Consider the following 22,031-nt stretch of genomic DNA (forward strand, 5'->3'; position numbering starts at 1 on the left):
GAGGAGCAAGCGGTGACGGTCCTGCGTTCGATCCTGTTCCAGATCGCCTTCTATGTGGCGACGACGCTCTACCTCCTCATCCTGCTGCCGCTGCTGCCGTTCATCTCCCGCCGCACGCTCTGGCGGGTGGGAGTGCTCAACTGGGCCGCGACCAATTGCTGGCTGCTGCGGGTGATCGCCGGCACGCGGGCGGAGTTCCGGGGCCTGGAAAACATTCCCGAGGGACCGTTCTTCATCGCCGCCAAGCACCAGTCGGCGTGGGAGACGTTCGCGCTGCTGCCGCTGTTCTCCGACACCACCTTCATCCTGAAGCAGGAGCTGATGCGCATCCCCGTCTTCGGCTGGTTCGCGGCCAAGGCGCAGATGATCCCGGTGGACCGCAAGGGCGGGTCGAGCGCCCTGCGCGCCATGACCCGCCGCGCCCGCGAGGATGCCGCCGAAGGCCGGCAGATCCTGATCTTTCCCGAGGGAACGCGCCGCCCGCCCGGGGCGCCGCCCGCCTACAAGTTCGGCGTGGCGCACATCTATTCCAGCCTCGGGGTGCCGTGCCTGCCCGTCGCGCTCAATTCCGGGCTCTACTGGCCGCGCCGGGCGCTGATGCTCCGGCCCGGCACCATCCGCGTGGAGATCCTGCCGCCCATACCGGCGGGCCTCGGCCGGGCGGCGTTCCTCGCCCGCCTGCAGCACGACATCGAGGGCGCTAGCGACCGGCTCCTGGAGCAGGGTCTCGCCGAGCTCGGCGAGCGCGCGCCGGAGGAGCTGAAGCAGCGCGCCGCGGCGGCCGCGTCATCCCCGCTATCCACCCCTGTGGAAAACTCTTGATCGCAGACCGGGGCTCGTTCTAGTTTCGTTCTCATGAACGCAACTGATTCGCTCCTTGTCCCTCTTGTGGATGCCGGCGGCCTCAACGGCCTCAAGCACGGTGCCCTCGGTGCGCGCTATCGGTTCTGGCGCGACGAAGACGGCGTGCGTCATGTGTTTTCAGTCTATTCGGCGGGCGGCGCACCGGACTATCCGGACGCGCTCGCGGTGGTCGCGCGGCGCACGCCGGCGGGGTCCATCGCCATGTGGGCGGGCCCGGCCGGGGAGGCCGCGAAGGCCGCCGCCGAGCGGCTCAAGGCGGAAGAAATCCACATCCACGTCTTCGGCGAGCAGCAGGCGCCGGCGCTTCGGCGGCTGTTCGACCGCCCGGCGCGGGTTCCGGCCCTGTCGTGCGGGGGCGGCCTCTACCGGCGCCTCGACCGCCGCCACGCCGCCTGACCCTCGCACGGGCCGCTTCCGGCAGCTCAGACCGGCGGATCCTCGTCCTCGCCCGAAGGCGGCGTGCGCGGGTGGATCCGCTCGCCGTGGAGCTGGCGGGTGAGCCAGGCGAGGTCGCGATCGATGATGCCCAGGGATTCGAGCGCGGCCACCGTGGCGACCACATAATCGGTGTTGGGGCCGGAAGAGCCGTGCGAGCGCCGCACCAGATGGAGCTGGTCCTCCAGCGACAGGCCCCGCGCATATTGGGAATGGCCCCGGTTGGCCACATAGGCCACCGCCGGCGCCGACCGGCCCGAGCCGTCCAGCAGGCGGATGCGGCGCGTCGCCTCCCGGTAGACACCGGAAATCTGCTCCCGCTCGTTGAGATAGGCGTGGGTCTGCGGCCAGTCCTCCGCCCGCACCCGGTAGGCGATGCCGCGGCACGAGCCGCCGAGGTCGAGGCCGAGCACGAGGCCGGGCTTTTCCGGCGTGCCGCGATGGTGGAAGGAATAGATGCACAAGGAGCGGTGCGCGCCCACCAGCCGCGCCTCCGCGCGTTCGGCGAAGGCGAAGCCGGGATTCCACATGAGCGAGCCGTAGGCGAAGACCCAGGTGTCGTGCGCGGAGGTGTCGTGCGTGGAGATGTCGTGCGCGGAGATGTCGCGCCCGGGGGTGTCGCGCGCCGAAGTTTCGTGCGCCGAAGTGCCGTGCGTGGAAGCCGCGCGCGGCACCTCGGGCTGCGCGCCGGATGCCGGCGCCCGGCCTGCGCATCCCGCGATCGGGGGGGAATGTCATCTTCCTCGACCATGGCCGAGCGCGACGCTCCTCGACGTTGACAGATGCCTTCGTCCGTCGCCTAACAGCCGGATCGGACCGCTGCAAGCGACGGCGTGCTCCCGCCCCAGCCTTCAAGGACGCGCATGACTGCCCTCGATGCCCCGCCATCCCGCCCGAAACCCTGGCTCGTCATCGTTCCCCTCGCGCTCCTGGTGACTCTCGGCGTCGTCTGGACGGGGCTGTGGTTCTATGCCGCGAACCGCGCGGAACGGGAAATCGACGCCTGGATCGGGCGCGAGGCGCGGCTCGGGCGCATCTGGAATTGCGGCGAGCGCACCCTCGCCGGCTTTCCGTTCCGATTCGAGCTGCGCTGCGTGAAGCCGACGCTGGAAACGCGCGGCGGGGATGCCCTGCGCTTCACCGCCGCCACCGTCCATGCGGTGGCGCAGGTGTGGGCGCCGAACCACATCGTCGCCGAGTTCGCGGCGCCCGCCCGGGTGGAGGACCTCAATTCCGGCGTGGTCTACGCCGCCACCTGGTCGCTGGTGCAGATGAGCGGCGTGGGCGACCTGTCCGGCCGGCCGCAGCGCTTCTCGCTGCAGGCCCACGACCTCCGGCTCGAGCAGCCGGGATCCTCCTTCTCCGGGTCCACCCCGCTGCTGGCGGCGCGCCTGTTCGAGTTCCACGCCCGGCGAACCCCGGACGTGGAGGGAAGGCCGGACGGGGTGGACTACGCCTCCGGCCTCCTCGGCGGGGAAAGCGCGCTGTTGTCGAATTTCGGCGTTGCCGGGCCGGTGGACATGACGCTCCAGGGCACGGTGACGGCCTCGGCGGACCTGCGGCCCATGCCGGTGGCGCAGCGCCTGCGCGCCTGGGCGGAGGCGGGCGGCCTCGCCCGGCTCGACCGCTTCGCGGTTACCGCGCCCGCCATCGCCATCACCGCCGCCGGGATCCTCTCGCTCGATCCCCAGGGCCGCCTGAACGGCAAGCTCGATCTCGGCTTCGCCGGTCTCAACGACCTGGTCCAGGGGCTCGACAAGGCCGGGGCCATCCCGCGCGAGGTGGCGCCCATCGTCCGCGCGCTCGCCATGGTGGGCAAGCCCGGCACGGTGGAGGGGCGCAAGGGCGCCACCTTCGCCCTCGGCTTCGAGGCGGGCACCCTGAAGCTCGGCGGCTTCCCGGTCGGCATCGTGCCCCGGCTGTTCTGAGCGCCCGCTTGAAAATTCGCCCCGTTGGGCGCGGCCGGCCCTCACAGGCGCTTTGTGGCCGTCATGGCCAAGCGTGCCCCGGCCATCCACGCAGGGAGGCCTGGAGCGATTTTCGCACGCTGCCTCAAGCGGGTCGGCGTGGATACCCGGGACCAGCCCGGGCATGACGGGCGGGATGGCGGTTAGGCCCTTTTGAATTCCCAAACAGGCTCCGAGCCCGCCCCGGCCCGTTCAGAACACCCGCTCGCCTTCCACCAGCACCTGCCGGACCACCGGCGTGCCGTCGACGATGCGGAAGCGGACGAGGTCGGCGCGCAGGCCCAGCGCCAGCCGGCCCCGGTCGGCGAGGCCCGCCATCTCCGCCGGATTGCGGGTGACGAGGGCGAAGGCGCGCGGCAGGGGCATGCCGTCCGCGAGGTGCAGGCGCGTCGCCGCCTGGAGCAGGCTCGCCGGCACGTAGTCGGAGGCCAGCGCATCCAAGAGGCCCGCGGCGGCAAGCTCCCCCATGGCGACGCCGCCGGAATGGGAGCCGCCGCGCACCACGTTGGGAGCGCCGCCGATGGTGGCGAGCCCCGCCTGCCGCGCCGCCTCGGCGGCCTCGCGGGTGGTGGGAAACTCGCTCACCGTGCAGCCGGCATCGCGGGCGATGGCCACATGCTCGCGCGTGGTGTCGTCATGGCTGGCGCGGATGATGCCGGCACCGCCCAGCATCTGCGCGAGGGGGGCGAAGTTGCGCGCCACGTTGGCGCGGCCGCGGGCGGTGCGCTCGGTGATCTCCCGCTCGGCCTCCGCCGCCTCCTTGCCGATGCCGAGCAGGAAGTTGCGCAGCACCCCCACGTTGCGCCATTGCCGCGCCCCCGGCGTGTGGTCCATGAGCGAGGCGAGGGCGAGCGCCCGCCGGCCCAGCGCCGGCTCCACCAGGTCCAGCAGGTCCGGATCGGTCATCTCGCAGCGCAGGTGGATGCGGTGGTCGGCGCGGAACAGGCCGGCGCCCGCCTCCACCGCGTCCAGCATCACCTGGAACAGGTCGCGCCGCTCCGCCTTCGCCTGGTCGAAGCCGCCGGCGCAGATGGCGTCGAACACGGTGGTGACGCCGCCGGCCACCATCTGCCCGTCATGGGCGAGGGCGGCGGCCCGGGCATCCGGCCAGAACACCTTGGGGCGCGGCACGAAGTGCCCTTCCAGCGCGTCCGTGTGCAAATCGATGATGCCGGGGGCGAGGAAGTCGCCGTCGCAGTCCTGCGCGGCGGCGTGGCGCGACAGGCCGTCCTCCACGGCGGCGATGTGCGCGTCGCGCACCGCCAGCGTGCCCAGGACGACGGCGTCGTCGAGGATGAGGCGGGCGTTGGTGAGGATGGTTTCCATGGGAACTCCCGGGGCGTCGGCGCTGCTGCCTTGCACCGAACCGTGACGGCGCCGTGACGGAACCCGCGCGTCCTCCCCGCTCAGGACGGCGGGGCGGCGGGCGGGATCACCTTGTAGAGCTGGAAGCGCTCGCCCTCGTAGACGAGCTTCAGCCGGTCGTCGTCGGGATTGGGCGCGCCGCGCTCGGTGAACAGCACGTAGACATAGTCGAAGGTGCGCGGCCAGAGGTCCCAATAGCGCGGCCCGTCGGCCGTCGGCTCCTCCTCGGTCACCAGAAGCTGCTCGATCTGCGGCGGGGTTCCGTCCTCGGTGTCCACCTGGTTCCGATAGGGCGGGTGCACGCGCAGGATCTGCTTGCCCTTCACCGTGAAGGCAGTGGTGACGAGGGACGACTTCTCGATCATGGCGAGGCAGGCGGCATGCACCAGGCCGAGGTCGCGCGGATCCGAGCCGCCCTGGATGTCGGCATAGGCCACCAGCACGCGCGAGCCCGGCTTGATCTCGTTCACCGACTGGCGGAAGGACACGGTCCACTGGGTGAGCCGGTCCCATACCACCTGCACCTCGCCGACGCGCACCGCCAGCAGCAGGATGAGCACCACGGCGAAGCCGCGCCGCGCCAGGCGATGGCGCAGGTCCGCGCGCATGGCCGCAATGACGAAGAAGGCGATGGCCACCGGCAGGCGCTGGTCCGCCATGTAGGTGGCGAAGAACACGCGCGGCATGGCGAGATAGATGATGCCGGCGACCAGCAGCAGCGGCAGCATCAGCGAGTGCACCTGGAGCAGGCGGTGGCGCGCCGCCCACACGCCGGCGCCGAGCACCACGGCGGTGAGAAGCACGGCCACGTAGTCGAAATAGACGTTCATGACCATTTCGACGCCGTCGATCTTGCCCTGCGGCTCCCAGTAATTGTCGCCCGACAGGCCCCAGGTGGGGCTCACGAGCAGCAGCGGCACGATGGGCAGGAACGGCAGGCCGGCCGCGACGAAGGCGACGAGGCGCGGGCGCAGCGGCGCGCCGCGGCTCTGGCGCAGCCGATCGAGCTCGAAGGCGAGCAGGCCGACGCCATAGACCCCCGCCGCGAACAGATGGCAGAAGAACAGCGCCACCACGAAGGCGGTGGAGACCGCGAACCGCCACGGCCACGCCTTGTCGCGCAGGAAGCTCCACGCGGCCAGCGCGAACAGGGCGAGGCCGATGCCGAAATAATAGTTCATCACCCCGATGAGGAAGATGCCGTTGTAGAGCAGCGGAAAGGCGATGAGCGGCAGCGCCGACCACACCCCGAACAGGGCCCGGTTGAGGGTGAGGGTGCCGCCGGTGATGAGCGCGAAGCACAGCAGCGTGTAGATCTCGCCCGCCGTGTAGATGTTCACCACCTTGTCGATGAGGGGGACCAGAAGGTCCATCATCAGGTTTGGCAGGACCGACCAGGAGAGGTAGTAGAAGCGGGCGATATCCGGGTCCTGCGGCAGCACGGCGATGACGTGCATGCGCGCCAGGTGGTTCACGTAATCCGACAAAGGCGGGATCGGATGGGTGAGGATCGGGATGGATACCAGCGCCAGGCAGCCGAGGAACAGCAGCGCGATGGTGAGCGGCGGCAGATCGTGCGGCCGGCGGACCGGCGGGGCGGGATGGGGCGCGGAAGGGGACGCGGAGAGGGACGTCATGGCCGGGCTGGTCTCTGGCGATGGCTCGAGGGTCGGCGGATTCGGGCAACGGACATGGTGCCGGGGCGGACTGCGCCCGCTCGCGGCCTGTTGACGGTGCGAATGTGTTCGGCCGGAGGCTGCTTCTGATCACCTTTCCGCGACAGAGAAAAGGCCCCGCATGGAAAAGCCCGGGAGCGGGGCGCCGGCAGCCGCCCTTTTACCCGGCGGGAGAACCGGCTAGAAGGGCGCCGCCCGGACGGTGGCGGGCGCGGCGGTGGGCCGTGGCCACCCGCGGCGGATCACGAGCGAGCGCCTCATGAACGAGCCCATTTCCTCTCCCGTGTCGGAAGCCCAGCTGCAGGCCCAGCTTCAGGCCGAGCTGCTGGCCAAGGCGCTGCCGCACATGCAGCGCTACGACGACGCCATCGTGGTGGTGAAATATGGCGGCCACGCCATGGGCAGCGAGGACGTGGCCCGCAACTTCGCCCAGGACATCGTGCTGCTAGAGCAGTCCGGGGTGAACCCGGTGGTGGTGCACGGCGGCGGGCCGCAGATCGGCGCCATGCTCGCCAAGCTAGGCATCAAGTCCGAGTTCGCGGCCGGCCTGCGCATCACCGACAAGGCCACGGTGGAGATCGTCGAGATGGTGCTCGCCGGCTCCATCAACAAGCAGATCGTCGGCTTCATCAACGAGGCGGGCGGCACGGCCATCGGCCTGTGCGGCAAGGACGGCAACATGGTGCTCGCCCGCAAGGCGAACCGCGTGATCGTCGATCCGGACAGCAAGATTGAGCAGGTGGTGGACCTCGGCTTCGTCGGCGAGCCGGACACGGTGGACACCACCGTGCTCGACCAGATCCTCGGCCGCGAGCTGATCCCGGTCCTCGCCCCGGTGGCGGCGGCGGTGGACGGGGGCACCTACAACGTGAACGCCGATACCTTCGCCGGCGCCATCGCCGGCGCGCTCGGGGCCAAGCGGCTGCTGCTGCTCACCGACGTGCCGGGCGTGCTGGACAAGGACAAGCAGCTCATCCCGCGCCTCACCATCGCCGAATCGCGGGCGCTGATCGCCGACGGCACCATCTCGGGCGGCATGATCCCCAAGGTGGAGACCTGCATCTACGCCCTGGAGAAGGGGGTGGAGGGCGTCGTCATTCTCGACGGCAAGGTGCCCCACGCGGTGCTGCTGGAGCTCCTCACCGACCATGGCGCGGGCACGCTGATCACCCGCTGAAACTCAGGTCCGCCTCCTCGGGCACGCCGTCGGCGCCCGGCCCGAGGGGGCGCTGCATGAGCACCGTGTCGATCCACCGGCCGAACTTGAGGCCGGTGTCGGCCAGCACGCCCACATGGTGGAAGCCGCAGACGCGGTGCAGGCCGATGGAGCCCTGGTTGGCGCTGTCGCCGATCACCGCCACCATCTGGCGGAAACCCCTGGCCTCGCAGTCGGCGATGAGCGCCTCCAGCAGGGCGCGGCCGATGCCGCGGCCCTGGGCGGCCGGGGCGACGTAGATGGAATTCTCCACCGTGTGGTGATAGGCGATGCGCGGGCGGAAGGCGCTGGCATAGGCATAGCCGGGCACCGTCCCCGCCTCTTCCATGACCAGATAGGGATAGCCCGCCTCGACAATGGCGGCGTGCCGCCGCGCCATCTCGGCGACGCCCGGGGGCGTCAGCTCGAAGGAGGCGGTGCCGGTGCGGACGGCCTCGTCATAGATGGCGGCGATGGCGGGAAGGTCGGCGGGGGTGGCGGGACGGATCGGCATGGCGGCGTTTTACGGCATGGCGGGCGGAGCTGAAAAGGGTCGGGCGCCAACGAAAGGGCCGAACAAACGAAAAGGCCGAACAAACGGAAGGGCCCTGCAAACGAAAAGGCCCCGGCTTGCGCCGGGGCCCTCGGATCTGGCCTGCGGATCCGGCCTGCGTCAGTTGCTGTTGCGGTTGCCGAACAGCTGCAGCAGCATCATGAACAGGTTGATGAAGTCCAGGTAGAGGGCGAGCGCCCCCATGATGGCCTTCTTGCCCATCACCGCGGTGTCGTCGCCGGCGAAATACATCTCCTTGATGCGCTGGGTGTCGTAGGCGGTGAGGCCCGCGAACACCAGAACGCCCGCCACGGAGACGATGAACTGCAGCATCGTCGAGCCGAGGAAGATGTTCACCAGCGACGCGATGATGATGCCGAACAGGCCCATCATCAGGAACGTGCCCATCGCCGACAGGTCACGCTTGGTGGTGTAGCCGTAGAGGCTCAGCGCACCGAACGAGGCGGCGGTGATGAAGAACACCCGCACGATGCTGGCGTGGGTGAACACGAGGAAGATCGTGGAGAGCGAGATGCCCACCAGCGCCGCATAGACCCAGAAGGTGATCTGCGCCGTCGCGACGCTCATGCGCTCGATGCGGAAGCTCAGGAAGAACACCGCCGCCAGCGGGGCGAACATCACCACGTACTTCAGCGGGCTGGCGAACAGCGTGTAGCCGAACTGGGTGAGGTACATGCCCGGCGCCACCTGGGCCAGGCCCGTGGGCGTGGCGCTGGTGGACAGCATGAAGATGCCCAGCGCCGCCGCCCCCGTGATGGCGAGGCCCAGCACCATGTAGTTGTAGACGCTGAGCATATACGTGCGCAGGCCCTGGTCGATCGCGGCCTGCGAGCGTGCAACCGACGGGTTAAAACGCCCGGCGACGTTGCGATCATAATCGGACATCGTCGATCCCCTTCGAGAAAACCGTGATCCCCCTCCGGCCTTGAGCCGGGCAGGGCGATCCGAGGCTCAATATGGTGGGTTCGCAAAGGGGCGGCAAGACGACGGTGGATGAAATTTACGCAAGGTCACTTTACGTCAGGGGGATGCTCAAAGCGCGCGGCCGCGTATAATTGCAACCTGGTCGGGGCGGGCGGACATGGGCGCGGGGGTGCACGTCGGATCTGGCGGGAGAAGGCCGTGCGCCCTTGCGGCGCAAGCGGCGGCGCGCGCGCTTCTGCGTCGCCGGCCTTCCCTCCTGTCGCTTTGCCTCTTGGCGCTTTGCCTGCTGGCGCCCGCCGGCCTCCGCGCCGTCGCGCCCGGCGCTGCGCATGCGGGCGCATGGACCCTGGAGGCGGGGCACGGGCAGGCCATCGCCCAGGCCGGCGCCTATTATTCCAGCTCGGAGTTCGGCCCGTCCTCGGACCTTTACACCAGCCGGCCCTACAGCAAGGTGGAGGTCACCCTCTTCATCGAATACGGCGCGACCGACTGGCTCACCCTCATCGCCGCGCCGCAATTCCTCTCGGTCAGCCTGGGCGAGCCGGCACCGTCCTCCTATGCGGGGGCCGGCTATTCGGACGTGGGCGCGCGGGTGCGGCTTCTCGCCTCCAGCGACTGGGTGGTCTCGGCCCAGGCGGTGGGCCGCTTTCCCGGCACCGGCAATTCCCAGAGCGCGGCGGCGGTAGGCTACGAGGATCCCGAGCTCGATCTGCGGCTGCTCGCCGGCACCGGTTTCACCGTGTTCGGCAAGTCCGCCTACCTCGACCTCCAGCTGGCGCAGCGCCTGCGGTTCGGGCCGCCGCCGGACGAACTGCGTCTCGACGCCACCCTGGGCGTGCGCGTGGCCGAGCGCTGGCAGCTGCTGGCGCAGTCCTTCAACGTGGTGTCGGAAGGGGCGGGGGAGGGGCCGATCTTCGGAACCTCCTATGAATATTACAAGGTCCAGCTCGGCGCCGCCTATGACTGGAGCGCGGCGGTGACCGTCCAGATGGCGGTGGTGGGCACCTGGTTCGCCCGCAACGCGCCGCAGGAGAACGGCGTGGTGCTGAGCGCGCTCTACCGCTTCTGAGCGCCGGCCCGCTCGCTCCCGGTGGTGACGAGGCGGATGCCGAGGGCGATGGGGATGATGCCCACAAGGTCGAGGGGCGGCACCTTCTCCCCCAGCAGCAGCCAGCCGAACAGGAGGCCGAGGGGCGGCATCAGGAAGTGCAGGGCGCTCGCCCGGGTGGCGCTGGTGCGCCCAAGGATGAAGAACCACAGGCTGAACGCCCCGACCGAGCCGGCGAAGGTGAGATAGGCGAAGGCGATGCCGAGCGACGGGGTGAGGTGGATGTCGGCGAGGTCCTCCCGCCACAGGGCGACGGGAAGCAGCGCCAGGCCCCCGGCCAGGGACTGGATGCCGCTGCCCACGAACAGCGAGGCCGGGGTGCGCACCCGCTTGAACAGCAGCGTCGCCGCCGACAGGGTCACCAGCGCCGCCAGCACATAGAGCACGCCTACCGGGTCCTCGTGGCCGGAGGCGATGCGCGAGCGCACCACCAGGGCCACGCCAGCCATGCCCATGAACAGCCCCAGGAGCTTGCGCGGCGTCAGCCGCTCGCCCAGCAGCGGGGCGGCGATCAGGGCGGTGAGCAGCGGATTGGCGGAGATGACCACGGCGGTGAAGCCGGAGGAGACGTGGGTCATCCCCACATAGCTCAGGCCGAGATAGCAGGCGTTGTTGAGGATGCCCATGAGGGCGAGCGCCGCCACGTCCCGCGCGCCGAGCCGGGTGAAGCCGTCGCGCGGCAGCAGCAGCGCGCAGGCGGCGAGGATGGCCCCGCCGGCCAGGAGGAAGCGCCCGGACAGGAGCAGCAGCGGCGGGCAATCCGCCAAAGCCACCTTCGCCACGGCGAAGGCCGAGGCCCAGATGAGGCAGAACAGGCCGATGAGCACCGGCAGCGCATCCAGACGGCGGGCGGGGAGGGGGAAGCTGGCATGCATGGCGGCGGTCCGGGGGCAGATCGGTTCCGGCGCACCAGAGCACACGGCATGTCAATTGAAAAATTGAATGATTAGATGTCTAATAGTGGAAAATCGAATGAGGGATCTCCCATGCTGGACATGGATCTCCTGAAGGCCTTCGTGAGCGTGGTGGATGCCGGCGGCTTCACCCGCGCCGGTGCCCGCGTCCACCGCACCCAGTCCACGGTGAGCCAGCAGATCCGCCGGCTCGAGGACCAGCTGGGCCACCAGCTTCTGGTGCGCGAGGCGCGCGGGGTGGCCCTCACCGCCGAGGGCGAGCGGCTGCTGGGCTATGCCCGCCGCATCCTCGCTTTGGGCGCGGAAGCGCAGGCCGCGCTCGCCGGGACGATGCCGGCGCGGGTGGTGCGGCTCGGCATCCCCGACGATTTCGCCCTCGCCGCCCTGACCTCGGTGATCGCCGATTTCGCCCGCGCCCGCCCCGGCGTGCGCCTTGCGGTGGAATGCGGGCTCAGCCGCGAGCTTTTCGCCGCCTTCGCCCGCGGCGACCTGGATCTGGTGCTGCACAAGCGGGAGCCGGGATCCGGGCCGGCGGCCGCCGTCTGGCCCGAGCAACTGCTCTGGGTGACCGGGCGCGACGTGGAGCCGGACGAGGCCTGCGCCGGCCTCGTCGCCTTCCGCCAGGGCTGCCTCTACCGCAACCGGGCGGTCCATGCGCTGGAGGCGGCCGGGCGACCCTGGCGCATCGCCTATGAGTGCGCCAGCCTCATCGGCATCGAGGCGGCCCTCGCCGGCGGCCTCGGCGTGGCGGTGCTGAGCCAGTGGGCGGTGAGCCCGCGCCTGCGCGTGCTGGCCGAGCCCGACCGGTGGCCGCCGATTCCGCCCACCGAGCTCGCCCTGCTCGTGGACCAGCGGGCCTGCGCCGCGACGCGGGACCTTGCCGGCCTCATCACCGCCTTCTGCGACCGGGAGGCCGGCTGCGCGGCGGCGGCCTGAGGCAGGGGCGCCGCCCGCTTTATTGATCCACCAGCAGGCGCCGGCCGATCTCGCCGATGCCCACGAGGCCGGGGGTGGCGTGCGTCACCACATGGATCGGCACGAGGGCGAGGCGGTCGGTATAGGGCGGATGCTCCTCGAACGCCGCCCGGAACGGGCTTTCGGCGAACAGGTGGGCCATGGCCCGGCCGACGCCGCCGCCGACGAAGACGCCGCCCTTCGCCTCGAAGGCGAGGGCGAGGTCGCCCAGAACCCGGCCGAGCAGGCGCAGGAAGACGTGGCAGCTTTCCTTTTCCTGCCGCTGCCCGTCGAGGGCGGCCTTGATGATGGCGTGGGAGGAGAGCTGCTCGCCGGAGAGGATGCGGTGGAGCCGCACCAGGCCGGAGCCGGAGAGCACGTGCTCCACCGAGACCGGGCCCAGGTCGCGCACCAGGTGGGCGACGATGCGCGCCTCGTCGGTGGTCACCGCGCCGAGGCGCATGTGGCCGGCCTCGCTCGGAATCACCTCGTAGCCTTCCTCGCGCGGCAGGATGAAGGCGGTGCCGAGGCCGGTCCCCGGCCCGCAGAGCAGCATGGGCGCGCCGGGCACGGCCCGCCCGGTGCCCACTTCCAGCAGGTCGTCGCGGGTGAGCAGCGGCAGGCCGTGGGCGAAGGCCTCGAAATCGTTGAGCACTTCCAGGCGCTGGAAATTGAGCTCGCGGGCGAGCGCCTCGATGGAGAAGCGCCAGTGCCGGTTGGTGAGGCGCACCTCGTCCGCGTCGATGGGCCCGGCCACCGCCAGCGCGGCATAGCGCGGGGCCTCGCCGCTGATCGAGCCGAGATAGGTCTGCAGCAGGTCCTCCAGGGACCCATACGAATCATTGGCTTCCAGACGGACGTCGAACGGGACGCCGTCCATGCCGGCGCGGGCGACGCGCGTGGTGGTTCCGCCGATGTCAGCGAGCAGTACGGTGGGAGACATGGGCCATCCGGATGGATCAACTGCCTTCGGGAGCGGGAGCCGGCCAGGGTTCAGTCCCGGGCCGGGCCTCCGTCCCACACCTGAGGTTAAGGAGAACGCGCGAAGACCGGATCGCGGGGGGCGATCCGCTCGCAACGTGCTCCCGAGCCAAGTCCGCCCAGGTTGAACCAACCGGGGTGGCCGATCCGACTCTAGTGCGGCAAGTGGGGGCTCGATGCAAGCACGGGCCCCGGCTCCGCCGCTGCCGGGGCTCAAGCATTCCGGGCGGCCTTCGGTTCCATCTCGCGTCATCCGGACGCGCACGGTACGCCCGTAAAGGCCGGCCCGGCCGGCCGATGGCTCGCGCTCCCGGCCGTGTTCAGGCCGCCGTTCCCACATCTAAACGGCTTGACCGCCGCCGCGCGGCAGGTTCGGGTGGTGAAAGCAGCCGCCGCGTTCGTCCGGAAGGTGGCGCCGAGGGCTCACGTCCCGTAAGCTCTCCAACGAAATCGTCCGGCAGAGGCGTCAAAGGGACTGGCGGGCGCGCGGCATCGACGTAAATAAGCGGTGGGATCCGGCCGGGTGCGGCGGGCGTCGACGGAGGGATCTCGCAAGAGGCAACGTGGTGGGGCAGTGTGCACGGCCCGACCCGAAACGCATGGCGAAGCGCAGTGTTCGATATCTATACGATCATCTTCCTGGCCCTTGCGGTCTTCATCTTCATGCGGCTGCGCAGCGTGCTGGGCCAGCGCACCGGGCGTGAGCGGCCGCCTTACGACCCCTACTCCCGCGACACGGCCCGCCCGCCCCAGCCCGCCTCCGACAAGGTGGTGAGCCTGCCGGAGCGCAATTCCACCCCGCCCGGCGCCCCTGCCGCGGCCGAGGAGGAGGCGCCGCCCGCCTTCCGCTGGGAGGGCGTGGCCGAGGAGGGCTCCGCGACCGCCGCGGCGCTGGACGAGATCGCCCGCGTCGAGCCGGACTTCGACGCCAAGCACTTCCTCACCGGCGCCCGCGCCGCCTACGAGATGATCGTGACCTCGTTTGCCGCCGGCGACCGGCGTCAGCTGAAGGATCTTCTCGCCAAGGACGTCTATGACGGCTTCGTGACCGCCATTGCCGACCGGGAGAGCCGGCGCGAGACCATGGAGTCGCGCTTCGTCTCCATCGAGCACGCCGATCTGCAGGAGGTGGCCGTCCGCGGCCGCACCGCCCAGCTCACGGTCCGTTTCGTGTCGAAGCTCATCTCGGTCACCCGTGGTCCGGACGGGACGGTGGTGGACGGCAGCCCCGACACGGTGGCCGACGTGACCGATGTTTGGACCTTCGCCCGCGAGCTCGGCACGCGCGATCCGAACTGGAAGCTGGTGGCCACCGAAGCGGCGCAGTGAGCCCGAAGGTGGCGTCGCGCCGCGCAGGGGAAACCGCAGGCCGGCCGGGAGGCGGCGCCCGCCGCCTCGGCGTGCTGCTTGCGGCGGCGCTCTGCATCGTGTTCACCGCGGGCGCTGCCCCGGCGTCGCAAAGGCCCGCCGTCCAAAGGTCCGCCGTCATGGTGCTTCCGCCTCCGGTGATCCCCGGCGCGCGCCTCGTGCCGCTCGGCTTCGCCGATCTGGATGGCTGGGCGGCGGACGGGCACGCCGCGGCCTTTTCCGCCTTTCTCGCCAGCTGCGCCGCCCTCGCCGCTCCGCCGCGGGAGGTGGGGCCGGCCTCGGTGCCGACCTTGCGGGACGGGCTCCGCCGCGCCTGCGCCGGTGCCCGGCGGCTAGGCCCGCATCCGCCCGGCGACCTTCTGGCCCGGCTGTTCTTCGAGGCCAATTTCCGTCTCTTCCAGGTGGTTCCGGACGATGGCGCGGGCGGCTTCTTCACCGGCTATTACGAGCCGGAACTCGACGGGGCGCGCATCCCCGGCAACGGCTTCGACGTGCCCGTCTATGGCCGGCCCGACGACCTCGTGATGTCCGGGACCGGCCCCGCGCCCAATTCCGGCGGCGCGCTGCGGCGCGACGGCGACCGCATGGTGCCCTATTTCGACCGGGCCGCCATCGAGGACGGGGCGCTGGCCGGGCGCGGGCTCGAACTCGTCTGGCTGAGGGACCCGGTCGACCTCTTCTTCATGCAGATCCAGGGGTCGGGCCGCATCCGCCTGCCGGATGGGCACGTGCTGCGGCTCAATTACGACGGCTATAACGGCCATCCCTACCTGCCGGTGGGACGCCTCCTCATCCAGCGCGGGCTGGTGCCGCGCGAGGAGATGTCCATGGCGCGCATCCGCGCCTTCATGGCGGCCGATCCCGAGGCCGGCCGCGCGCTGCGGCGGGAGAACCGCTCCTATGTGTTCTTCAAGGCCCTCGACCTCGGCGCGGAGGCCGGCGCCATGGGCGCGCAGGGCGTGCCGCTCACGGCGGGGCGCTCCATGGCGGTGGATCGCAGGCTCCATACCTATGGCAGCCCGGTGTTCGTGGAGGCGGACCTGCCGCTGGCCGCGCCCGGCAGCAGCGATGCGTTCCGCCGGCTCATGATCGCGCAGGATACCGGCTCGGCCATCGTCGGGCCGGCGCGGGCGGACCTTTATTTCGGCAGCGGCCCGGTGGCGGAAGAGGTGGCCGGGCGCATCCGCCATCCCGGCCGCTTCACCCTGCTCGTGCCCCGCCTCGCCCCGGTGATCCCTGCCGGGCGTTCGCCGTGATCGGCCCCATGAGCGCCACCCCATGAGCGCCACCCGATGAGCGCCACCCGATGAGCAGGCGGGGACGCCGGCGGCTTCTCAGCGCCGAGGAGCGGGCGCTGTGGACCCATGTGGTGCGCTCGGTGAAACCGCTGAAGCCGCAGGCCGAGCCGGAGGCCCCGGCGGTGCCCGAGGTGCCGCCCCTTCCGGTGCCGGAGCCACCCGCGCCTCCCGCCGCGCCCCCGGCGAAGCGCGTGCCGCCGAAGGCGCCGGCACCGCCGCCCCTCGCCGGGCTGGAGCCGAAGGCGCGCCGGCGCCTGTCGCGCGGGGCGGAGGTGGATGCGCGGCTCGACCTGCACGGCCTCACCCAGGCGGCGGCGCATCGCCGGCTGCGGCTTTTTCTGCTGGAGGCGCAGGCGGACGGGCATTCGGTGGTGCTGGTGATCACCGGCAAGGGCGATCCCGAGCGCCTCACCGGCCACGGCCCTGCCTTCGGCGAGGGGCGCGGCGTGCTGAAACGGGCGGTGCCGCTCTGGCTGGCGGAACCGGACCTGCGGGCGGTGGTGGTGGGCTTCGAGCCGGCCGGACGCCGCCACGGCGGCGAGGGCGCGCTTTATGTGCGCATCCGCAGGGGGCGCGGGTAGCGCCGGAACGTTCTCCAGAACCGGGACAGGGCTTCAATCGCCGAGGCAGGCGCTCGCGGGCATCTCGTAGGTGCGGCCCGCGCCCAGCAGATGGGCGGTGAAGCGGTGCGGCGGGAACAGGCTGGCGATGGCCGGGTGGCGCACGCTCAGGCCGCCCGCATAGGCACCGAAGGCCGGCAGCACCATGCGGCTGCCATCGGTGACGAAGCAGCGCCGCCGCACGCCGCGTCCGCGCACGGCGACGCGGGCGGCGGGATGCAGGTGCCCGCACACCTCCCCGGCGCCGCACCTTCCGCCGGCTCATGCCGGAACAGCAGCGGCCCGATGGCGAGGGCCTCCGCGCCCTCGCCGCCCAGGTCGTTGGGGGCGGGGTCGTGGTTGCCGGCGATCCACACGAAGCTGCGTCCTGCCTGGAGGCGGCGGATCTCGTCGCGCACCGGATCCGCCATGCGCTCACCGGCCCAGCGGTCGTGCAGGCTGTCGCCCAGCGCGACGATGAGGCGCGGCCGGTGGAGCGCCACGGCGGCGGCGAGACGCCGCAGGGTGTCGAGGGTGTCGTAGGGCGGCAGCATCTGGCCGCGCCGGGCGAAGGCGGAGCCTTTCTCCAGATGCAGGTCCGCCACCACCATCAGCCCCTCGTCCGGCCACAGCAGGGCGCCGGACGGGTCGAGCCGCAGCTCCGCGCCGGCGAGGACGACGGCGGCAAGGGCCGGGGGAGCTGATTCGCTGCGGGCAAGCATGGGGGCGGATTGTGCTGAAAGGGAGTGGCGGGGCAAGCGGGGCCGTGGCGATGGGCCGGCCTCACGGGCGGGGTCTCACGGGCGGGATCTCACGGGCCGGCCGGCCACACGCCGGCCTCCACCAGCATGTCGGTGACATCTTCGGGCCAGACCTGCTCGGTCGCCCGCGCCAGATCGGCCGGCGACCACCAGCCGTGCGCCGCCACCACCGCGCGCTCCTCATCGGTCCAGCCCGACGAGGAGATCTCCAGCGTCGGGACCCGGACCAGGAAATAGCGCTCGTCCGCCTCCACCAGCCCGCCGTCCGGCATGGTGAAGGTGACGCGTCGCCGGGCCACCTGCGGGCCGGGGTCGGCGAGCTGCAGGCCGGTCTCCTCGAGCAGTTCCCGGCAGGCGGCCTGCTCGAAGCTCTCGCCCGCGTCGAGGCCGCCGCCCGGGGGCGCCCAGAAGACGGAGCCCGCCAGCGCGCCGGTCCGGTGCTCGAACCGGAACAGCAGCAGGCGGCTTTCGGCATTCACCACCAGGAGGCGGGACGAGGGGCGCTGCTTCATGGGGCCGGACGCTGGTTCAAAAGAAGCTCTGCGGGTCCACGTCGATGGCCACCCGGATGTTGCCGGTGACCTTCGGCGCCACCGCCCGCCAGTCCCGCAGGTAGCGCGACAGGTCGAAGGCGCGGGGGAGCGCACCAGGAGGCGCCAGCGGTGGCGGCCGCGCAGCACCGCGAGCGGCGCTTCCGCCGGCCCGAGGATCCGCACCTCCGGCACCAGGGGCGCCGACGCGGCGAGGCGGCGGGCATGGGCTTCCGCCGCATGGCCCTCGCTGGCCGAGATGACGAGGCTCGCCATGCGGCCGAAGGGCGGCAGCCGGGCCTCCTCGCGGGCGGCGATCTCGGTGTCGTAGAAGGCGTCCCGGTCGCCGGTCACCAGCGCCCGCATCACCGGATGCTCCGGCATGTGGGTCTGGATGAAGCCGCGCCCCTCCGCCTTGCCGCGCCCGGCGCGCCCGGCCACCTGGTGCACCAGCTGGAAGGTGCGCTCGGCGGCGCGCGGGTCGCCATGGCCGAGGCCCACGTCGGCATCCACCACGCCCACGAGGGCGAGGCCGGGGAAGTTGTGGCCCTTGGCCACCAGCTGGGTGCCGACCACCACGTCCACCTCGCCCTTGGCCACCGCATCCAGTTCCGCGCGCATGCGCTCGACCCCGCCCAGCAGGTCGGAGGACAGGACCAGGGAGCGGGCGGCGGGGAAGAGGGCCTGCACCTCCTCCTGCAGGCGCTCCACGCCCGGCCCCACGGGAACAAGGCTGTCCTTGGCGTGGCAGGCCGGGCATTCCTCCGGCACCGGTGCCTGGTAGCCGCAATGGTGGCAGGTGAGGCGGCGGCGGAAGCGGTGCTCCACCAGCCAGGCGGTGCAGGAGGGGCAGCGCATGCGGTGCCCGCAGGAATGGCAGAGCGTCAGCGGGGCATAGCCGCGCCGGTTGAGGAACAACAGCGCCTGCCCGCCCGCCGCCAGCGTGTCGTTGATCTCACCTTCCAGGCGCGGCGCGATCCAGCGGCCCCTGGGCGGGCCTTCCCGGCGCAGGTCGATGGGAGAGAGGCCGGGCACCTTCGCCCCGCCGAACCGCACCGGCAGCGCGAGGCGCTGGTAGCGGCCGCGCCGGGCGTTCACCTCGGTCTCGATGGAGGGGGTGGCGGAGGCCAGCACGATGGGGGCGCCGGCAAGGCGCGCCCGCACCACCGCCATGTCGCGGGCGTGATAGGCGACGCCGTCATCCTGCTTGTAGGCGGGGTCGTGCTCCTCGTCGACGATGATCAGGCCGAGGTCGCGGAACGGCAGGAACAGGGCCGAGCGGGCGCCGGCCACCACCTTCACCTGTCCCGAGGCCACCTCGTTGAGGATGCGGGCGCGGCGGCGGGTGGAGACGCCGGAATGCCATTCGGCCGGCTTCACCCCGAAGCGGGTGGTGAAGCGGTCGAGGAAGGCCTGGGTGAGGGCGATTTCCGGCAGCAGGATCAGCGCCTGCCGCCCGGCCCGGATCGCCTCGCTGACCGCCTCGAAATAGGCTTCGGTCTTGCCGGAGCCGGTGACGCCGTCCAGCAGGAACACGCCGAAGCCGCGCGCCTTCACCGCCGCGCTCATGACCTGCGCCGCCGCGTCCTGGGCCTCGGACAGGGCCGGGACCGCGAAGTCCGGGTCCGGGGGATAGGCGGCGGGCTCGGGGGGCAGCACCACCGTCTCCAGCGTGCCGTCGTCCACCAGCCCGTCCACCACCGAGGGGGAGACGCCGGCCTCTCGCGCCGCCTCGGTCTTGCCGCGCACGAAGCCGTCCGCCAGCAGCTCCATGAGGCGCGCGCGGGCGGCGGTCATGCGCTGCGGGCTGGTGCCGACGAGGCGCACCCCCACCCGCTCGCGCGCCGTGCCCGGGCTCTCCCCGTGGCGCAGCGCCATGCGCAGCACCATGCCGCGCGGGGCCAGGGTGTAGTCGGCCATCCAGTCGACGAGCTTGATCAGGTCCGGCGGCAGCGGCACGTAGTCGAGCTTCGCCTTCACCGCCTTGAGCTTCTTTGCCTCCACCGGCGGCGCCGTGCCGGCGCGTGGCCAGACGCAGCCGATGATGCCGCGCGCGCCCAGGGGCACGTGCACGAGATCGCCGGGGGCGAGGATCATGCCCTCCGGGAGGAGGTAGGAATAGGGGGTGTCGAGGCCGAGGGGGAGCAGGACGTCGACGGTGCGCGGGCTCATGTTCCTCTTTTGGTCCGGCCGGCGCAAAAGGTCAAAGCCGGAAAGGCGGGACCTGTTTGCGCCCGGTCCGGCCGGCGGCTAGCGTGGGCGGTGCGCCGCGCCCCATGGAGCCTCACATGGTTTCTTCCCCGACCGAGGTTGACGGCGCCGGGCCGTCGCGAGGCCGCGGGCTCGCGCGCCGCGACCTCCTGAAGACGGGCGCCCTCATCGCCGCGGCGCCGGCCTTCGGCGGCGAGGCGCGGGCGGACGGGCCGATCCGCAAGGTCGCGCTCGAAGAACACTTCACCACCCCGGAGCTGGCGCGGCGCGACGTGGCCCGGCCCACCCGCAGCGACGCGCTGTTCGCCGACATCGAGCGCCGGCTCGCGGACTTCGGGGGCTGCGGCTGGAGACCATGGACAAGGCCGGGATCGACCTGTGCGTGCTGTCCGTCACCACCCCGGGCGTCCAGGCGGAGAAGGACACCGCCACCGCCATCCGTCTTGCCCGGCAGGCCAACGATGTCCTCGCCGGAGAGGTGCGCAAGCAGCCGAAGCGCTATGCCGGCTTCGCCCACCTGCCCATGCAGGATCCCGCCGTCGCGGCGGACGAGCTGGAGCGCTGCGTCAAGCAGCTCGGCTTCAAGGGCGCCCTCATCAACGGGCAGACCGGCGGCCATTATCTGGATGCCGACAGGTTCCTGCCGTTCTGGGAGCGGGCGGCCGACCTCGATGTGCCGATCTACCTCCACCCGGGCGAAATGGCGGACCAGCCCGCCATGTTCGCCGGCCGGCCGGAGCTCAACGGCGCGGTGTGGGCCTGGACCGCCGACACCGCGAGCCACGCCTTGCGGCTGGTCTTCGCCGGCACCTTCAAGCGCTTTCCCAAGGCGCGGGTGATCCTCGGCCACATGGGCGAGACGCTGCCCTATCTCCTGTGGCGGTTCGACAGCCGCTGGGCGTGCTGGCTCGGCGAGACGCTGCCGCCGGACCAGTTGCCCTCGGCGATCATCAGGCGGCATTTCGCCGTCACCACCTCGGGGGTCTGCGATCCGGGCGCGCTCGCCGCCGCGATCGGCGCGATGGGGGAGGACAACGTGATGTTCTCCGTGGACTATCCCTATGAGGACACGCCCACCGCCGCCGCCTTCATCGAGACCGCGCCGCTCCCGCCGGGGGTGCGCGAAAAGGTCTGCCACGGCAACGCCGAGCGGATCCTGAAGCTGTAGCGCTGACCCGGCCGGCGCGGCCGCCCTTGCGTTTGTGCGGCCTCCCGTCTACCTCAAAGCCATGAAATTCCTCGATCAGGCCAAGGTCTATGTGCGCTCCGGCGATGGCGGGGCAGGGTGCGTCTCGTTCCGGCGCGAGAAGTTCATCGAGTTCGGCGGTCCCGACGGCGGCGACGGCGGGCGCGGCGGCGACGTGTGGATCGAATGCGTGGACGGGCTGAACACGCTCATCGACTACCGCTACCAGCAGCATTTCAAGGCCAAGAAGGGCGACCACGGCAAGGGCGCCAACCGCACCGGCGCCCGCGGCGCCGACGTGGTGCTGAAGGTGCCGGCCGGGACCCAGATCCTCGACGAGGCGGAGGAGACCGTCCTTGCCGACCTCACCGAGGTGGGCCAGCGCATCCGGCTGCTGGAAGGCGGTAACGGCGGCTTCGGCAACGCCCAGTTCAAGACCTCCACCAACCAGGCGCCGCGCCGCGCCAATCCGGGCCTTGAAGGCCAGGAGCGCTGGATCTGGCTGCGCCTGAAGCTGATCGCCGACGCCGGCCTCGTGGGCCTGCCCAATGCCGGCAAGTCCACGTTTCTGGCCGCCACCACGGCGGCCAAGCCCAAGATCGCCGACTATCCCTTCACCACGCTGCATCCCGGCCTCGGCGTGGTGCGGGTGGACGGGCGCGAGTTCGTGCTGGCCGACATTCCCGGCCTCATCGAGGGCGCGCACGAGGGGGTGGGCATCGGCGACCGCTTCCTCGGCCATGTGGAGCGCTGCCGAGCGCTGCTGCACCTGGTGGACGGAACCAGCGAGCATGCCGGCAAGGCCTACAAGACCGTGCGGGCGGAGCTTGCCGCCTATGGCAACGGCCTCGACGAGAAGCCGGAGATCGTGGCCCTCTCCAAGGTCGACGCGCTCTCCCCCGAGCTGCTCAAGCAGCAGAAGGAGCGGCTGAAGCGCGCCGCGAAGAAGACGCCGCTGCTGCTCTCCGCCCAGTCGGGCCAGGGGGTGCAGGAGGCGTTGCGGGCGCTGCTCGCCGTGGTGGTGGAGGCGCGCGGCGTGGAGAAGGAAGAGGCCGCTCCGCGGGAGGGATGGCGCCCCTGAAGGCCTAGCGCGGATCGACATTCAGATCGACCGGCGTCCG

19 protein-coding genes and 2 pseudogenes are annotated in these 22,031 nt (G+C 71.4%); 11 read left to right on the forward strand and 10 right to left on the reverse strand.

The genetic code is table 11. From position 1 onward, the window contains the following. The first annotated feature begins 12 nt into the window (after window positions 1–12). Window positions 13–822 carry a lysophospholipid acyltransferase family protein gene (locus tag EZH22_RS08360; RefSeq protein ID WP_231711373.1) on the forward strand — a complete coding sequence of 270 codons (810 nt, stop codon included), beginning with the start codon at window positions 13–15 and terminating at the stop codon, window positions 820–822. Between the two features lie 33 nt (window positions 823–855). Then, a complete protein-coding gene (locus EZH22_RS08365; protein WP_203195213.1) occupies window positions 856–1,260 on the forward strand; it encodes a hypothetical protein in 405 nt (134 codons plus the stop codon). A gap of 26 nt (window positions 1,261–1,286) precedes the next feature. Here the strand turns inward: EZH22_RS08365 and EZH22_RS08370 are convergent, their stop codons facing one another. Next, window positions 1,287–1,901, reverse strand: a complete 615-nt coding sequence (locus EZH22_RS08370; RefSeq protein WP_203196452.1) for a gamma-glutamylcyclotransferase — start codon at window positions 1,899–1,901, stop codon at window positions 1,287–1,289. Window positions 1,902–2,162: 261 nt separating this feature from the next. Between EZH22_RS08370 and EZH22_RS08375 the strand changes: the two genes are divergently transcribed. Then, on the forward strand, window positions 2,163–3,227 hold the full coding sequence (locus tag EZH22_RS08375; RefSeq protein ID WP_203195214.1) for a DUF2125 domain-containing protein: 1,065 nt from the start codon (window positions 2,163–2,165) through the stop codon (window positions 3,225–3,227). 231 nt (window positions 3,228–3,458) lie between these two features. Here EZH22_RS08375 and EZH22_RS08380 read toward each other — a convergent pair whose 3' ends face one another. Together EZH22_RS08380 and EZH22_RS08385 are read right to left on the reverse strand one after the other, a co-directional pair. Then, on the reverse strand, window positions 3,459–4,592 hold the full coding sequence (locus tag EZH22_RS08380; protein ID WP_203195215.1) for an alpha-D-ribose 1-methylphosphonate 5-triphosphate diphosphatase: 1,134 nt from the start codon (window positions 4,590–4,592) through the stop codon (window positions 3,459–3,461). 80 nt (window positions 4,593–4,672) lie between these two features. Next, window positions 4,673–6,268 (reverse strand): hypothetical protein, encoded by a 1,596-nt coding sequence (locus EZH22_RS08385; RefSeq protein WP_203195216.1) that lies wholly within the window; start codon window positions 6,266–6,268, stop codon window positions 4,673–4,675. A 298-nt stretch (window positions 6,269–6,566) separates the two neighbouring features. Here EZH22_RS08385 and argB point away from each other — a divergent pair, with 298 nt between their 5' ends. Next, the gene (gene argB, locus EZH22_RS08390; RefSeq protein ID WP_203195217.1) at window positions 6,567–7,484 is read left to right on the forward strand and encodes an acetylglutamate kinase; all 918 of its coding nucleotides are present in this window, start codon (window positions 6,567–6,569) and stop codon (window positions 7,482–7,484) included. On the opposite strand, the gene EZH22_RS08395 is transcribed toward argB, so the two are convergent. Both EZH22_RS08395 and EZH22_RS08400 read right to left on the reverse strand, forming a co-directional pair. Next, entirely contained in the window at window positions 7,474–8,016 is a 543-nt protein-coding gene (locus tag EZH22_RS08395; RefSeq protein ID WP_203195218.1) for a GNAT family N-acetyltransferase, read from the reverse strand. The two genes, argB and EZH22_RS08395, sit on opposite strands and share 11 nt — an antisense overlap. Window positions 8,017–8,175: 159 nt before the next feature. Next, window positions 8,176–8,961, reverse strand: a complete 786-nt coding sequence (locus EZH22_RS08400; RefSeq protein ID WP_203195219.1) for a Bax inhibitor-1/YccA family protein — start codon at window positions 8,959–8,961, stop codon at window positions 8,176–8,178. Window positions 8,962–9,271: 310 nt separating this feature from the next. Here EZH22_RS08400 and EZH22_RS08405 point away from each other — a divergent pair, with 310 nt between their 5' ends. Then, window positions 9,272–10,069, forward strand: coding sequence for a hypothetical protein (locus EZH22_RS08405; protein WP_203195220.1), 798 nt, complete (start codon window positions 9,272–9,274; stop codon window positions 10,067–10,069). Here the strand turns inward: EZH22_RS08405 and EZH22_RS08410 are convergent. Next, window positions 10,057–10,983 carry a DMT family transporter gene (locus EZH22_RS08410; protein WP_203195221.1) on the reverse strand — a complete coding sequence of 309 codons (927 nt, stop codon included), beginning with the start codon at window positions 10,981–10,983 and terminating at the stop codon, window positions 10,057–10,059. The genes EZH22_RS08405 and EZH22_RS08410 overlap by 13 nt on opposite strands. 111 nt (window positions 10,984–11,094) lie before the next feature. Here EZH22_RS08410 and EZH22_RS08415 point away from each other — a divergent pair, with 111 nt between their 5' ends. Further along, complete coding sequence (locus EZH22_RS08415) at window positions 11,095–11,958, forward strand: LysR substrate-binding domain-containing protein (protein WP_231711374.1); 864 nt, start codon at window positions 11,095–11,097, stop codon at window positions 11,956–11,958. Between the two features lie 19 nt (window positions 11,959–11,977). Here EZH22_RS08415 and EZH22_RS08420 read toward each other — a convergent pair whose 3' ends face one another. Further along, a complete protein-coding gene (locus EZH22_RS08420) occupies window positions 11,978–12,919 on the reverse strand; it encodes a glucokinase (protein ID WP_203195222.1) in 942 nt (313 codons plus the stop codon). A 650-nt stretch (window positions 12,920–13,569) separates the two neighbouring features. Here EZH22_RS08420 and EZH22_RS08425 point away from each other — a divergent pair. From EZH22_RS08425 to EZH22_RS08435, 3 genes are all read left to right on the forward strand, one after another. Next, window positions 13,570–14,286: a Tim44/TimA family putative adaptor protein gene (locus EZH22_RS08425; RefSeq protein WP_203195223.1), complete on the forward strand. Its 717-nt coding sequence runs from the start codon at window positions 13,570–13,572 to the stop codon at window positions 14,284–14,286. A 158-nt stretch (window positions 14,287–14,444) separates the two neighbouring features. Then, complete coding sequence (gene mltA, locus EZH22_RS08430; RefSeq protein WP_203195224.1) at window positions 14,445–15,581, forward strand: murein transglycosylase A; 1,137 nt, start codon at window positions 14,445–14,447, stop codon at window positions 15,579–15,581. Between the two features lie 50 nt (window positions 15,582–15,631). Continuing rightward, window positions 15,632–16,204, forward strand: coding sequence for a Smr/MutS family protein (locus tag EZH22_RS08435; protein ID WP_203195225.1), 573 nt, complete (start codon window positions 15,632–15,634; stop codon window positions 16,202–16,204). Window positions 16,205–16,237: 33 nt separating this feature from the next. Here the strand turns inward: EZH22_RS08435 and pdeM are convergent. The 3 genes and pseudogenes from pdeM to EZH22_RS08450 form a co-directional block, all read right to left on the reverse strand. After that, window positions 16,238–16,944 (reverse strand): annotated as a pseudogene (pdeM, locus tag EZH22_RS08440) (ligase-associated DNA damage response endonuclease PdeM). 89 nt (window positions 16,945–17,033) lie between these two features. Next, a complete protein-coding gene (locus tag EZH22_RS08445; RefSeq protein ID WP_203195226.1) occupies window positions 17,034–17,495 on the reverse strand; it encodes an NUDIX hydrolase in 462 nt (153 codons plus the stop codon). A gap of 16 nt (window positions 17,496–17,511) precedes the next feature. Beyond that, window positions 17,512–19,685 (reverse strand): annotated as a pseudogene (locus EZH22_RS08450) (primosomal protein N'). A gap of 394 nt (window positions 19,686–20,079) precedes the next feature. Here EZH22_RS08450 and EZH22_RS08455 point away from each other — a divergent pair. Beyond that, entirely contained in the window at window positions 20,080–20,892 is an 813-nt protein-coding gene (locus EZH22_RS08455) for an amidohydrolase family protein (RefSeq protein WP_231711375.1), read from the forward strand. A 61-nt stretch (window positions 20,893–20,953) separates the two neighbouring features. Continuing rightward, window positions 20,954–21,991: a GTPase ObgE gene (gene obgE, locus EZH22_RS08460; RefSeq protein WP_203195227.1), complete on the forward strand. Its 1,038-nt coding sequence runs from the start codon at window positions 20,954–20,956 to the stop codon at window positions 21,989–21,991. Window positions 21,992–22,031 lie beyond the last annotated feature (40 nt).

This window comes from Xanthobacter dioxanivorans (assembly GCF_016807805.1).
GTDB classification, from domain to species: Bacteria; Pseudomonadota; Alphaproteobacteria; order Rhizobiales; family Xanthobacteraceae; genus Xanthobacter; species Xanthobacter dioxanivorans.

Bases quoted from the DNA above. Each gene is read 5' to 3' on its own strand.
- EZH22_RS08365 (WP_203195213.1), top strand. From the start codon at position 856: ATGAACGCAACTGATTCGCTCCTTGTCCCTCTTGTGGATGCCGGCGGC.
- EZH22_RS08375 (WP_203195214.1), top strand. From the start codon at position 2,163: ATGACTGCCCTCGATGCCCCGCCATCCCGCCCGAAACCCTGGCTCGTC.
- EZH22_RS08380 (WP_203195215.1), bottom strand. From the start codon at position 4,592: ATGGAAACCATCCTCACCAACGCCCGCCTCATCCTCGACGACGCCGTC.
- EZH22_RS08385 (WP_203195216.1), bottom strand. From the start codon at position 6,268: ATGACGTCCCTCTCCGCGTCCCCTTCCGCGCCCCATCCCGCCCCGCCG.
- argB (WP_203195217.1), top strand. From the start codon at position 6,567: ATGAACGAGCCCATTTCCTCTCCCGTGTCGGAAGCCCAGCTGCAGGCC.
- EZH22_RS08395 (WP_203195218.1), bottom strand. From the start codon at position 8,016: ATGCCGATCCGTCCCGCCACCCCCGCCGACCTTCCCGCCATCGCCGCC.
- EZH22_RS08400 (WP_203195219.1), bottom strand. From the start codon at position 8,961: ATGTCCGATTATGATCGCAACGTCGCCGGGCGTTTTAACCCGTCGGTT.
- EZH22_RS08410 (WP_203195221.1), bottom strand. From the start codon at position 10,983: ATGCATGCCAGCTTCCCCCTCCCCGCCCGCCGTCTGGATGCGCTGCCG.
- EZH22_RS08415 (WP_231711374.1), top strand. From the start codon at position 11,095: ATGCTGGACATGGATCTCCTGAAGGCCTTCGTGAGCGTGGTGGATGCC.
- EZH22_RS08420 (WP_203195222.1), bottom strand. From the start codon at position 12,919: ATGTCTCCCACCGTACTGCTCGCTGACATCGGCGGAACCACCACGCGC.
- mltA (WP_203195224.1), top strand. From the start codon at position 14,445: ATGGTGCTTCCGCCTCCGGTGATCCCCGGCGCGCGCCTCGTGCCGCTC.
- EZH22_RS08435 (WP_203195225.1), top strand. From the start codon at position 15,632: ATGAGCAGGCGGGGACGCCGGCGGCTTCTCAGCGCCGAGGAGCGGGCG.
- EZH22_RS08445 (WP_203195226.1), bottom strand. From the start codon at position 17,495: ATGAAGCAGCGCCCCTCGTCCCGCCTCCTGGTGGTGAATGCCGAAAGC.
- EZH22_RS08455 (WP_231711375.1), top strand. From the start codon at position 20,080: ATGGACAAGGCCGGGATCGACCTGTGCGTGCTGTCCGTCACCACCCCG.
- obgE (WP_203195227.1), top strand. From the start codon at position 20,954: ATGAAATTCCTCGATCAGGCCAAGGTCTATGTGCGCTCCGGCGATGGC.